Origin of the sequence: Haemophilus sp. UMB1048, assembly GCF_030218125.1 — a bacterium.
GTDB lineage: Bacteria > Pseudomonadota > Gammaproteobacteria > Enterobacterales > Pasteurellaceae > Haemophilus_D.
Genome location: NZ_JASOPB010000007.1, coordinates 12,723 through 25,056, shown reverse-complemented (window position 1 = coordinate 25,056; position 12,334 = coordinate 12,723). Strand labels below are relative to the sequence as shown.

At 40.3% G+C, this 12,334-nt stretch carries 12 protein-coding genes; 5 read left to right on the top strand and 7 right to left on the bottom strand.

What is annotated here, in order from left to right; genetic code table 11:
* Positions 1 to 6 precede the first annotated feature (6 nt).
* Both QP437_RS07395 and yihA read right to left on the bottom strand, forming a co-directional pair.
* Complete coding sequence (locus tag QP437_RS07395) at positions 7 to 1,536, bottom strand: YifB family Mg chelatase-like AAA ATPase (RefSeq protein ID WP_285267439.1); 1,530 nt, start codon at positions 1,534 to 1,536, stop codon at positions 7 to 9.
* Between the two features lie 129 nt (positions 1,537 to 1,665).
* Complete coding sequence (gene yihA / locus QP437_RS07390) at positions 1,666 to 2,280, bottom strand: ribosome biogenesis GTP-binding protein YihA/YsxC (protein WP_065243638.1); 615 nt, start codon at positions 2,278 to 2,280, stop codon at positions 1,666 to 1,668.
* Positions 2,281 to 2,393: 113 nt separating this feature from the next.
* Here yihA and QP437_RS07385 point away from each other — a divergent pair, with 113 nt between their 5' ends.
* Entirely contained in the window at positions 2,394 to 3,263 is an 870-nt protein-coding gene (locus QP437_RS07385) for a DUF535 family protein (RefSeq protein ID WP_285267438.1), read from the top strand.
* Between the two features lie 39 nt (positions 3,264 to 3,302).
* Here QP437_RS07385 and oppF read toward each other — a convergent pair whose 3' ends face one another.
* The 5 genes from oppF to QP437_RS07360 form a co-directional block, all read right to left on the bottom strand.
* Entirely contained in the window at positions 3,303 to 4,301 is a 999-nt protein-coding gene (gene oppF, locus QP437_RS07380; protein ID WP_285267437.1) for a murein tripeptide/oligopeptide ABC transporter ATP binding protein OppF, read from the bottom strand.
* Positions 4,298 to 5,269 carry an ABC transporter ATP-binding protein gene (locus QP437_RS07375; protein WP_128786786.1) on the bottom strand — a complete coding sequence of 324 codons (972 nt, stop codon included), beginning with the start codon at positions 5,267 to 5,269 and terminating at the stop codon, positions 4,298 to 4,300. Before QP437_RS07375 ends, oppF begins: the two co-directional genes overlap by 4 nt.
* 9 nt (positions 5,270 to 5,278) lie before the next feature.
* Positions 5,279 to 6,214: an oligopeptide ABC transporter permease OppC gene (gene oppC / locus QP437_RS07370; protein WP_285267436.1), complete on the bottom strand. Its 936-nt coding sequence runs from the start codon at positions 6,212 to 6,214 to the stop codon at positions 5,279 to 5,281.
* Positions 6,215 to 6,223: 9 nt separating this feature from the next.
* Positions 6,224 to 7,144 carry an oligopeptide ABC transporter permease OppB gene (gene oppB / locus QP437_RS07365; protein WP_005700169.1) on the bottom strand — a complete coding sequence of 307 codons (921 nt, stop codon included), beginning with the start codon at positions 7,142 to 7,144 and terminating at the stop codon, positions 6,224 to 6,226.
* Positions 7,145 to 7,224: 80 nt separating this feature from the next.
* Positions 7,225 to 8,850: an ABC transporter substrate-binding protein gene (locus tag QP437_RS07360; protein WP_285267435.1), complete on the bottom strand. Its 1,626-nt coding sequence runs from the start codon at positions 8,848 to 8,850 to the stop codon at positions 7,225 to 7,227.
* A 293-nt stretch (positions 8,851 to 9,143) separates the two neighbouring features.
* Here QP437_RS07360 and tal point away from each other — a divergent pair, with 293 nt between their 5' ends.
* From tal to rplJ, 4 genes are all read left to right on the top strand, one after another.
* Positions 9,144 to 10,097: a transaldolase gene (tal, locus tag QP437_RS07355; RefSeq protein ID WP_285267434.1), complete on the top strand. Its 954-nt coding sequence runs from the start codon at positions 9,144 to 9,146 to the stop codon at positions 10,095 to 10,097.
* A gap of 200 nt (positions 10,098 to 10,297) precedes the next feature.
* Positions 10,298 to 11,044, top strand: a complete 747-nt coding sequence (locus tag QP437_RS07350; protein WP_285267433.1) for a VacJ family lipoprotein — start codon at positions 10,298 to 10,300, stop codon at positions 11,042 to 11,044.
* Between the two features lie 80 nt (positions 11,045 to 11,124).
* Complete coding sequence (locus QP437_RS07345) at positions 11,125 to 11,514, top strand: RidA family protein (protein ID WP_054420364.1); 390 nt, start codon at positions 11,125 to 11,127, stop codon at positions 11,512 to 11,514.
* Positions 11,515 to 11,826: 312 nt separating this feature from the next.
* On the top strand, positions 11,827 to 12,318 hold the full coding sequence (gene rplJ, locus QP437_RS07340; RefSeq protein ID WP_005694693.1) for a 50S ribosomal protein L10: 492 nt from the start codon (positions 11,827 to 11,829) through the stop codon (positions 12,316 to 12,318).
* Positions 12,319 to 12,334: the final 16 nt, after the last annotated feature.

Here is a 12,334-nt window from a genome sequence, read left to right as displayed (position 1 = left end):
TTATTTTTAAGCAGCAGACAATTTCTGTAACAACCGATCCATGGCCCGATATCCTAGCGCTTCTGCTAAATGAGATTGTTGTATTTCTTTTTCGCCATTTAAATCAGCAATCGTGCGTGAGACTTTTAAAATCCGATGATAGGCTCTTACTGAAAGTCCTAGCTTATTGAGTGCATTCTCAAGGAATAATGCATCTTTATCTTGTAATTTACAGTCCCGTTCAATTTCTTTGCTTGAAAGATACGCATTGATTTTACCGGCTCGAGCAAGTTGAATTTCTCTCACTTTCAACACTTTTTCTCGTACTTGCTGGCTTGTCTCGCCTCTATCCCCTGTATTCTGTAAGCTACCTTGTGGCAGAAGAGGGACTTCAATAGATAAATCAAAACGATCTAAAAATGGCCCTGAAAGTCGGTTTAAATAACGCATCACTTGTTGTGGTGAGGTTCGGTTATGTGTTCCAGTATAATGACCCGTTGGACTTGGATTCATCGCGGCAACGAGTTGAAAGCGAGCGGGGAACTGGATTTTCGCATTGGCACGCGAAATAATAATTTCTCCACTTTCTAATGGCTGGCGAAGCGCATCAAGCACTTTACGCTCAAACTCAGGCAATTCATCAAGAAAAAGTACGCCGTTATGTGCGAGCGATATTTCGCCTGGTTTTGGAATGGTTCCTCCTCCTACTAAGGCAGGTAATGAGGCACTATGATGTGGCGCTCGAAACGGACGTTGTTTCCAGTTATGAAAATTTAATTCATTTTGTACTAAACTCGTAACCGAAGCGGTTTCAATCGCTTCTAAATCCGTCATTTCAGGGAGCAATGCAGTGAGACGACTTGCTAACATGGTTTTACCTGTCCCAGGTGGCCCTAAAAAGAGCAGGTTGTGCTGGCCTGCGGCAGCTATCATTAGTGCTCGTTTAGCATGTTGCTGACCAATAATATCGGTCAAATCTAAGTGATTTTTAGCTGAAAATCCGACCGCACTTTCTTGTGCGAGTAATGAGGCCAAAGGTAATTTTTCTTGATTATTTAAGAATTGCACGACTTCCAAAAGATTTTTAGCGAAATAAGTCTCTTGCTCTGAGACAAGTGAAGCTTCATTGGCATTTTGATAAGCGATAATGGGGGCTCGTTTCGCTTTTTGTGCCGCTAAAATGGCGGGAATCACGCCGTGTACGCCACGTAATTCACCCGTTAATGCGAGCTCGCCAACGAATTCAAACTGTTTTAAACGACTGCCATCAAGTTGATCTGATGCAGCTAAAATACCGATTGCAATAGGTAAATCAAATCGTCCCCCTTCTTTGGGTAAATCGGCCGGTGCAAGATTGACGGTGATGCGTTTAGCAGGATATTTGAACTGGGCATTTATTAATGCACTTCTGACACGATCTTGCGCTTCTTTTACGGTTTTTTCGGGTAGACCAACTAAGGTAAATCCAGGCTTTCCGTTACTTAAGTGTACTTCAATGGTAACAAGAGGGGCTTGTACACCCATTGATGCACGGCTATAAACAATGGCAAGAGACATTCAGATTCCTTAAAGTGCGGTCAAAAATAATCAGATTTTCGCACTATAAAAAAAGCACAGAATGAAAGCATACATTCTGTGCTTTTTTTGCGATCTTGATCGCAGAAATTGCTTTTTCTTGATAAAAAATTACGAAAAAAGTGGCGCAAACCAACTATCTAATTTGGCAGCCAATTTATCAATGCCAATTTTGTTTTGTGCAGAAAAAGCCTCAACCTGAATATCACCTTGGAAGGGTAAAATGGCTTCACGTACCATTTTGACTTGTTTGCTACGCGCGCTTTGACTGAGTTTATCTGCTTTAGTTAAAAGTAACATAACCGGTAAGTCAGCTGAAACAGCCCATTCAATCATTTGTTGGTCGAGATCTTTTAAAGGATGGCGAATATCCATTAAAACAACCAGCCCGCCTAAACATTCGCGTTTTTGTAAATATTCCCCGAGGGATTTTTGCCATTCAATTTTCATTTTCTCAGGAACAGCAGCATAACCATAGCCAGGTAAGTCCACCAGTTTACAATTCGGCTCTACTTCAAAAAGGTTGATTAGCTGTGTACGACCAGGTGTTTTAGAGGTTCTAGCTAAGCTTTTTTGATTGGTTAACGCATTAAGTGCGGTTGATTTCCCTGCATTTGAGCGTCCAGCAAAAGCAATTTCAATTCCAGTATCTTCTGGGATGGAACGAATATTTGGGGCGCTCGTAAGAAAATGCGTTTTATGATAATTCAGTTTAATTTCAGACATAATAGTTCCTTTCATCAATTGACCCTAGCATATCACAAATAGAAAAATTGCTGAAATTATGAGAAAATGCGCGCTTTGCGTGATTTAAAGCCTCTTTAATTATATTAATAACTATGGAATCTCAAGAGAAGCAATATCGCTGGCCAAAAGCAGAAGCCGTTTATCCCGATAGACCTGGGCGTTCTTATGCGCTTAAGCGTTTACGTTATCGTCTTCGTGCTTTTTTATCCCGTGAATTAATTGCTCAATTTGAGCAATTTATTAACCAGCATCCTTTTCTTGTGACGTTATTAAATGAACATGCAGATTATAGCTATCCGTTAGTTTATCGTTTTTTAGATAAACGTTTTAACAGTAAACAGCGTTTCCAAGCTATCTGCGATAATCTACTTTTTTTACCTGAAAAATTGACCGCACTTTCAGCACCCATTTATAAAACGTCATTAAGTTTTGGTGACGTGATTCCTGATTTTGAGATGACATTGTCGATGACCATGCACCAACCAATGGAAGGCTATTGGGTATTGGAGTTATGGCATAAACCACGTAATGAATTAGTGTATTTGCTTACTTTTGCCAAACTTGATGAGGCATTGCTTATTTCTGTTGTGCAGGGGCCCAATTTTGAAGGTTCTAAAGAGATGGTGAAGCAACTCACAAAAACGAGCCATGGTTTACGTCCTGCTTATTTGATGGTGGAAACGATGAAAGCATTGACGAAAGCGTTGGGTTTTAAGACGTTATTGGGCATTCCACAAAAATATCAAAATAAATCGCGTTTTATTCAAAGTTCTCATTATGTTGTAGATTATGATGCGATTTTTGCTGAATCAGGTGGACAGTTGAAAGATTATTGGGAATTGTCTTTAGAAATAGATAGAAACCTTGATGATGTGCCGAGTAAAAAGCGATCCATGTATCGCAAGCGTTATGCGATGTTAGATGATTTAGCTAAAGTAATCGAAGAAACGTTAGGATTGTAAAAGTAAAAAGTGCGGTGAATTTTGACCGCACTTTTTGTTTTATAAGACTTTCAAACAAGCCACAAAATGGCTGTTGTTTTGGCTGGTTAAAGGTGGTTTTTGTTTCGCACAATTTTCATCAGCTTTCAGGCAGCGAGTTCGGAACACGCAACCAGACGGTGGATTAATTGGCGAAGGCAGCTCACCTTCAAGTAATTCGATGGACTTATTGCGTTCCAATTTTGGATCGGGAATTGGAACTGCAGACATTAAGGCTTTGGTATAAGGATGTTTGGTATTGTTATATACCTCCTCATCACTGCCTAATTCCATAGCATTGCCTAAATACATCACTAACACGCGGTCAGAAATGTGTTTTACCACCGCCAAATCATGAGCGATGAAAATTAAGGAAAGCCCCATTTCTTTTTGCAGGGATTTCAATAAATTCACCACTTGAGCCTGAATTGACACATCCAGAGCAGAAACAGGCTCATCACAAATGATCATTTTCGGCTCAATGATTAACGCGCGAGCGATACCGATACGCTGACATTGGCCACCAGAAAACTCATGCGGATAGCGGTTAATCAAGTTGGGTAAAAGCCCAACTTTTAACATCATAGCTTGCACTTTTTCTTTCACTTCAGCGGTGCTTAAGTGCGGTTGGTAGATCTTTAATGGTTCAGCAATGATTTCACCAATATTCATTCGTGGATTGAGAGAGGCGAGAGGGTCTTGGAAAATCATTTGAATATCTTTACGCGTTTCTTTCCATTGTTTCGCTGATTGTTTTCGCAAATTTTTGCCAAGCCACAAGATTTCCCCTTCACTCGCTTCGACTAAACCGATAATAGCGCGTGCAAGAGTTGATTTACCGCAACCTGATTCACCCACTACACCGAGAGTTTCACCTGCGTAAAGTTTAAAAGACACATCCTTCACCGCTTTTAAGGTTTGCGGTTTGGCGAAGAAAAGGGATTTCTCATTTTTAATTTTAAAACTGACGCCTAAGTGATTGACTTCAAGGAGTAATTCTTTGTTGTTTGAGACTGTCATAGGTTAAATTTCTCCGCTGGTAACCAACAATTACGTAATTGACCGTGATTAAATGTAGTCAGTTTTGGCGCAGTTTGGCATTGTTCGGTAGCAAATTGGCAACGAGGTGAGAATGGACAACCTTTTGGTAAATGCAGTAAATTCGGTGGATTACCAGGAATGGTTACCAAGTGTTCTTCATTGCCGTCTAAGCGAGGAATTGCATCCATTAAGCCAATGGAATAAGGATGAGTCGGATGATAGAAAATTTGTTCCGCTGTGCCGTATTCCATGGTTCGCCCTGCATACATCACCATGACTTGATCGCAGATACCAGCCACTACACCAAGATCATGGGTAATCATAATAATCGCAGTATTAAATTCACGTTTTAACTCATTTAATAAGGTCATGATTTGTGCTTGAACCGTCACGTCTAAAGCAGTGGTTGGTTCATCTGCAATGAGTAATTTCGGGCGACATAGTAAGGCCATCGCAATCATCACCCGTTGACGCATACCGCCTGAAAATTCGTGCGGATACATGCCCATACGTTTTTTGGCTTCCGGCATTTTAACTGCATCTAACATTTTCACGGATTCGGCAAAGGCAGTTTGTTTATCATAGCCTTTGTGCAATTGCAGTACTTCCATGAGTTGTTCACCGATTTTCATGTAAGGATTTAGCGACGTCATTGGGTCTTGGAAAATCATGGAAATTTGCTCGGCACGGATTTTATTCAATTCAGCATTCGGTAAATTAACTAATTCTTTCCCTTCAAAAATGGCTGAACCTTCCACTTCACCGTTGGCTGCCAATAAACCCATTAAAGCAAAGGCCGTTTGTGACTTACCTGAACCACTTTCACCTACAATACCGAGCGTGCTTCCGGCATTCAGCGTGAAGTTTAAATCATTCACCGCTGTGACGACACCATCCGGTGTTTTGAAGCGAACGTAGAGATTTTTTACATCTAATAAAGGATTCATTATTCGCTCCTATCTATCTTTCGGATCGAGTGCATCACGCAACCCGTCACCGATAAAGTTAAAACAAAATAGGGTAAGACAAAGGAAAAATGCCGGGAAAATTAATAACCAAGGCGACACTTCCATTTGTGCAGCACCATCACTTAAGAGTGCACCCCAACTACTCATTGGCTCCTGAGTTCCTAAGCCTAAGAAACTTAAGAATGATTCAAATAGAATGAGTCCCGGAACTTCAAGCGAGGCATAAACTGCTACTAAGCCTAATACATTTGGAATGATGTGTTTCAAAATGATTTGGCGACGAGGTACGCCACAAACGATGGCGGCTTCGACGAATTCTTTATTTTTTAGGCTGAGCGTTTGTCCACGCACGATACGTGCAAGGCCAAGCCAAGCAATGGCCCCGATTGCGATAAAAATTAAGAAAATGTTTTGGCCAAAAAGGGTCACTAACAAAATGACGAAAAACATAAATGGAAATGAGCTGAGAATCTCTAAAAAGCGCATCATCAACATATCTGTTTTACCGCCTACATAACCGGAAATAGCCCCATAAATTGTGCCGATAGTTACGGAAATGAAAGCACCAGCAATACCGACCAATAAGGAAATACGTCCACCGATAGCAGTACGTACCAATAAGTCGCGACCCGAGGCATCGGTACCGAAGAAGTGATAGCCTTCCATTGTTGGTGGGGAGCTCATCATATTCCAATCGGTATCTTCATAGGTAAAGGGGAAGAACCAAGGCGCTACGGTAATAAATACAATAATAAACGCTAGAATAATCAGACTGGCAACGGCCGCTTTGTTGCGGAAAAAACGGCGTTTCGCATCTTGCCATAGACTGCGGCCTTCTAGTTGCATTTCTTCAATACGGTCAGCCACGTGTTCCACAAAATCCGCATTTTTCTGATTAATCGGCTGAGTACGATAATCTGTCATAACTTATCCTTAATAACGAATTTTTGGATCGATGATGGCGTATAAAATATCCACAATCGCATTAAATAAAATGGTTAATGTGCCAACTAAGATAGTGAGGCTCAAAACTAATGAATAATCGCGGTTCAATGCGCCGTTTACAAATAATAATCCCATGCCAGGTAAACCAAATACGCTTTCGATAACCATTGAGCCGGTAATAATCCCTACGAAAGCGGGGCCTAAATAGGTTATCACGGGTAAAAGAGCAGGGCGTAAAGCATGTTTTAAAATGATTCTCGAAGTAGAAAGTCCTTTAGCTTTGGCGGTACGAATAAAGTTGGAGTGCAGCACTTCAATCATCGAGCCACGCATGATACGCGCAATCCCTGCAACATAAGCGATAGTTAAGGATGCTACGGGTAAAATAATGTACATTGCTGAACCGCCATTCCAACCGCCAGCGGGTAACCACCCCAAATAAATGGCAAAAATCAGTACTAAGACTGGTGCGAAGACGAAACTTGGCATAATTACGCCAAGCATTGAGAAACTCATCAAAATATAATCCCAACGGCTATTTTGATTGAGTGCGGCAAGCGTACCCGCTGTGACACCTAATACCACTGCAAAGGCGAAAGCGACCATCCCTAATTTTAAGGAAACAGGGAAGGCTGATGCGATTAAATCATTGACCGATTGATCTTTATATTTGAAAGAGGGGCCAAAATCGCCTTTGGAAAGGTTCTCCAAATAAAGGAAATATTGTTTATGTAATGGTTCATTTAAATGATACTTCGCTTCGATATTAGCCATGACTTCTGGTGGATAAGCGCGTTCAGAAGTGAACGGGCTGCCAGGGGCGAGACGCATCAAAAAGAAAGAAAAAGTAATCAAAATAAACAGCGTTGGCAAGGCTTCCAACAGCCGTTTAAAAATAAACTTGAGCATAATAACTCCAACCAAAATGGGCGAAAAGTGCGGTCAAAAAACACGATAATTTTTAACCGCACTTAAATACGAACAACGAATTAATGTTTAATAATATAAAGGTTGCGTAAGTAAATGTGATCTTGTGGATCTTTGCCTGAATAGCCTTTTACGTAAGGTTTCACTAAGCGTGGATTCACATAGTTAAAGATTGGTACGATACCGAAATCTTTTGCAAGAATTTCTTCGGCTTTCGCGTAGGCTTTTGCACGTCCTTCCGCATCCGTTGCAACGTAAGATTCAGCAATGGCTTTATCGTATTCTGGGTTCGCATATTTCGCGGTATTGTTACTCGAATTAGATAAGAAATAGTTGCCGAATGTTGTTGCTTGGTTGTAATCCGCATTCCATCCTGCACGTGCCGCGTCGTAACGACCCGCACGACGGCTATCAATGTAAGTTTTCCACTCTTGGTTTTCTAATTTCACATCAATCAAACCTTTAGTGTTCGCTTTCCACATAGATGCCGCAGCAATGGCCACTTTTTTGTGGTTTTCATTGGTATTGTAAAGAATGCTGAATTTCAACGGATTCGCTTTGCTGTAACCAGCTTCTTCTAAGAGTTTAATGGCTTCTTCATTACGTTGTGCCATCGGTTCTTTTGAATAAGCAGGTTGTTGAATGAGATGACCTTCTTCGATGTAAGTTGGGGTAAACACATAGGTTGGTGTTTGACCTTGGCCCAATACTTTATCGGTGATCACATTACGATCAAGGGATAAGTTCAAGGCTTTGCGAATATTCACGTTATCAAAAGGTGCTTTCTTATTGTTTAACTCATAAGAATAAGTTGCTAGGGTACGAGTAATGTATACTTCGCCTGGCAATTCTTTTTGTAATTTAGCGAATTGTTCTGGCGGTAAACCATAATTGGTCATGTCTAAATCACCTGCACGATAACGCGCTACATCGGTGCTTGGGTTCTCAATAGCGAGGAATGTAGCGCTATTGATTACGGTTTCTTTATCGTTCCAATAAAGTGGGTTGCGTTCAAATTCAATTTTTTCGTTAATGATGTGGTTTGCCAGTTTATAGGCACCGTTACCTACATAGTTTTCTTTTTTCACCCATGCATCACCTAATTTTTCGACTACTTTTTGCGGTAATGGCAATAAGGATTGGTGAGTCGTTAAACTGACCGCATAAGGGACAGGATTGGTCGCATGAACTACAAAGGTATAACCATCTTTTGCTTCAACCCCTAATTCAGCTGGTTTTTTCTTACCGTCAATGATGTCTTGCGCATTTTCAACTTGTAAATAACTTAGGTAACTTGCATAAGGCGCAGCAGTTGCAGGATCCACTAAACGACGCCAAGCAAACACGAAATCGTGCGCGGTAACGGGATCGCCATTTGACCATTTTGCATCTTTACGTAAATGGAATGTCCAAGTTTTAAAGTCTGGTGTGTTTTCCCAGCTTTCAGCTACACCCGGTTGAAGTTTACCTTCAGAGTCTGAGGTGACTAAGCCTTCAAGTAATTGATAAGCAACGGCAGATTCTGGCACACCTTCAGTTTTTTGTGGGTCAAAACTTTGTGGTTCAGCCCCGTTATTGATGACGATATGCTGTTTTTCATCTAATTGTGTTCCTTCAGGCACTATAACTGCTTGCGCAGAATAGGAAAGAGCAAGAGCGATTGCTGAGAAGAGTAGTTTGTGTTGCATTTGAGCCTCCTTGTCATTAGGCGATATTTTTATAAAGAGTCTTCCACTTATTAGCTCAAAAATTCATTTTTGTAAAGATTTGTCAGGAAATTATTTGAAGAAAAATTGAGTTTTGTGATTTGTGTCTAATAAATCGCTAAAAAAATTGCTAAAAGTGATGATACGAGAGGAGAAATCTAGAATGTATTGGTTTTTCCTATCGTAAATATTTTCCTAGACGAATTACCCTTTTAAAGCTAATTATGCTATCGTAAGACAGTTGAATTCAAACAAATCCATTCAAGGAGAATATAATGACAACTCAGTTAGATTCACTTCGTAGTATGACCGTCGTTGTGGCTGATACTGGCGATATTGATGCAATCAAAAAATACCAACCGCAAGATGCAACAACAAACCCATCTTTAATTTTAAGTGCTTCAGCATTACCACAATACGCCCCATTAATTGATGAAGCGGTTGCTTATGCAAAAGCACAAAGTGCAGACAAAACGCAACAATTAATTGATGCAGAAGATAAATTAGCGGTAAACATCGGTTTAGAAATTTTAAAAATTGTTCCAGGACGCATTTCAACAGAAGTAGATGCTCGCCTTTCTTACGATACCCAAGCAACCGTTGAAAAAGCACGTAAACTTATCGCACTTTATAATGCTGCAGGTATTTCAAATGATCGTATCTTGATCAAAATTGCTTCAACATGGCAAGGTATCCGTGCAGCAGAAATTCTTGAAAAAGAAGGGATTAACTGTAACTTAACCTTATTATTCTCCGAAGCACAAGCTCGTGCCTGTGCTGAAGCGGGTGTTTACTTAATTTCGCCATTCGTAGGCCGTATTTTAGACTGGTACAAAGCAAATACCGATAAAAAAGAATATGCTCCGGCAGAAGACCCAGGCGTAATTTCTGTAACCAAAATTTATAACTACTACAAAGAATATGGTTATAAAACGGTGGTGATGGGCGCAAGTTTCCGTAATGTAGGTGAAATCACTGAATTAGCAGGCTGTGACCGTTTAACTATTGCTCCTGCTTTACTTAAAGAATTACAAGAAAACACAACTCCACTTGTGCATAAATTAGAGTACAAAGGTGAAGTAAAAGCGAAACCTCAACCGTTAACTGAAGCAGAGTTCTACTGGCAACATAACAGTGATGCGATGGCTGTAGAAAAATTAGCAGATGGTATTCGTAAATTTGCAGTAGACCAAGAGAAATTAGAAGCAATGCTTTCAGCAAAACTTTAATTTGATAGAGAAGAAAGTGCGGTTAGAAATAACCGCACTTTTTGTTTATGCAGGGAACAAAGGTGATTTTTTGAAAACTAAAAAATACGATTTCAATAATGGCTAACAGGAAGAGCAATCTCAAGGTTTAAATAAATTCTTTTGTAGTTATCTTTCAAGTTGGTTAGAATAAAGACAATTTTTTGTAATAGGAAAGTGGAATGAAAAAAGCACCTTTACTTGCGGTAGGCTTAATGGCAACGGCTGTTTTAACAGGTTGTGCAACCAAAGCTGATGGTGAACGCAATGATAAATTAGAAGGTTTTAACCGTACGATGTTTGATTTTAACTATAAAGTCATAGATCGCTATGTGTTGGAACCAGCAGCAAAAGGCTGGCGTGATTACGTGCCGACACCGGTCACAAAAGGTTTATCCAATGTGGCAAACAACTTGGATGAGCCAGTGAGCTTTGTAAACCGTTTATTAGAAGGTGAGCCGAAAAAAGCTTTTGTTCACTTCAACCGTTTTTGGATTAACTCAACCTTTGGTATCGGTGGTTTATTTGACTTTGCAAGTTCAAGCAAGGAATTACAAGTTTATGATCAACGTAGCTTTGGTGAAACATTGGGCACCTACGGTGTAGATGCGGGAGCCTATATTGTATTGCCTATCTATAATGCGACGACACCTCGTCAATTAACGGGGGCAGTAGTTGATGCAGCTTATACCTATCCGTTCTGGAATTGGGTAGGTGGTCCGTGGTCACTTGTGAAATACGGTGTGCAAGCGGTAGATAAACGCTCGAAAACATTGGACCAAACCGAGTTGCTCAATCAAGCACAAGATCCTTATGTCACCTTCCGCGAAGCTTATTATCAGAATTTAGAATTTAAAGTAAATGATGGTAAAGTGAAAGAAGGTTCACAGAAAGAACTCTCTGATGATGTATTAAAAGAGATTGATTAAGAATACTCATATAAGTGACTAAGACGCTTATATGTTAGGATAGCAAGCGTGTTTATACGTCAAGATTAAAGGAGAATATCATGACTAAAATCATTCATACAGAAAAAGCCCCGGCAGCAATCGGCCCTTATGTTCAAGCGGTAGATTTAGGTAATTTAGTTTTAACATCGGGACAAATTCCCGTTAATCCGGCGAATGGTGAAGTGCCGAAAGATATTGTGGCACAAGCGCGTCAATCTTTAGAGAATGTGAAGGCGATTATTGAACAAGCGGGTTTGACCGTGGGTGATATTGTGAAAACTACTGTGTTTGTGAAAGATCTGAATGATTTTGCTGCAGTAAATGCAGAGTACGAGAAGTTCTTTAAAGAAAATAATCATCCTAACTTCCCTGCACGTTCTTGTGTTGAAGTGGCTCGATTACCAAAAGATGTAGGTGTGGAAATCGAAGCAATTGCGGTAAGAAAATAATCGAAAAGTGCGGTTAAAATCTGCAGATTTTTTCTACAATAGACTTTACAAGAGCGAGATTAATCACTATAATCTCGCTCCTAAATTACGCTTAGCGTAAAATTTCTGGTTGGTGCTTGACCTATTCAAGCCCCGTCCAAGACCGTAGGGAATGGTTAGCAATAATCGTCTTAATAATCCTACGTAGATGGTGAACAGAATAAGAATATTTCTTGCTTCTGGGCACCGAAGTCGTCCTAGTCTGAAAGATAACTCTTTCGATGAGGTAAATTAATTCCGAGAAATCGGAGTGTATTCAGGAGCTAAAAGCCAATGGCATTAAATCTTCAAGACAAACAAGCAATTGTTGCTGAAGTAAATGAAGCAGCCAAAGGTGCACTTTCAGCAGTAATCGCGGATTCTCGCGGTGTAACTGTTGATAAAATGACTGAATTACGTAAAGCAGCTCGTGAAGCTGGTGTAACAATGCGCGTTGTTCGTAATACTTTATTACGTCGTGCGGTTGAAGGCACTGATTTCGAATGCTTACAAGATACGTTTGTAGGTCCAACACTTATCGCATTCTCTAATGAACACCCAGGTGCAGCAGCACGTTTGTTCAAAGATTTTGCTAAAGCAAACGATAAGTTTGAAATTAAAGGTGCAGCCTTTGAAGGTAAGATCCAAGATGTTGAATTCTTAGCAACATTACCAACTTACGAAGAAGCAATTGCACGTTTAATGGGCACAATGAAAGAAGCTGCGGCAGGCAAACTTGTTCGCACTTTTGCGGCATTACGCGACAAATTACAAGAAGCAGCTTAATCATTAAGCGTTTCTT

What these genes read in the sequence shown, in the direction of transcription:
- tal (WP_285267434.1), top strand. Translation starts at nt 9,144, where the DNA reads ATGACAACTCAGTTAGATTCACTTCGTAGTATGACCGTCGTTGTGGCT.
- QP437_RS07375 (WP_128786786.1), bottom strand. Translation starts at nt 5,269, where the DNA reads ATGAATCCTTTATTAGATGTAAAAAATCTCTACGTTCGCTTCAAAACA.
- QP437_RS07385 (WP_285267438.1), top strand. Translation starts at nt 2,394, where the DNA reads ATGGAATCTCAAGAGAAGCAATATCGCTGGCCAAAAGCAGAAGCCGTT.
- QP437_RS07395 (WP_285267439.1), bottom strand. Translation starts at nt 1,536, where the DNA reads ATGTCTCTTGCCATTGTTTATAGCCGTGCATCAATGGGTGTACAAGCC.
- QP437_RS07345 (WP_054420364.1), top strand. Translation starts at nt 11,125, where the DNA reads ATGACTAAAATCATTCATACAGAAAAAGCCCCGGCAGCAATCGGCCCT.
- oppC (WP_285267436.1), bottom strand. Translation starts at nt 6,214, where the DNA reads ATGACAGATTATCGTACTCAGCCGATTAATCAGAAAAATGCGGATTTT.
- yihA (WP_065243638.1), bottom strand. Translation starts at nt 2,280, where the DNA reads ATGTCTGAAATTAAACTGAATTATCATAAAACGCATTTTCTTACGAGC.
- rplJ (WP_005694693.1), top strand. Translation starts at nt 11,827, where the DNA reads ATGGCATTAAATCTTCAAGACAAACAAGCAATTGTTGCTGAAGTAAAT.
- QP437_RS07350 (WP_285267433.1), top strand. Translation starts at nt 10,298, where the DNA reads ATGAAAAAAGCACCTTTACTTGCGGTAGGCTTAATGGCAACGGCTGTT.
- oppF (WP_285267437.1), bottom strand. Translation starts at nt 4,301, where the DNA reads ATGACAGTCTCAAACAACAAAGAATTACTCCTTGAAGTCAATCACTTA.
- QP437_RS07360 (WP_285267435.1), bottom strand. Translation starts at nt 8,850, where the DNA reads ATGCAACACAAACTACTCTTCTCAGCAATCGCTCTTGCTCTTTCCTAT.
- oppB (WP_005700169.1), bottom strand. Translation starts at nt 7,144, where the DNA reads ATGCTCAAGTTTATTTTTAAACGGCTGTTGGAAGCCTTGCCAACGCTG.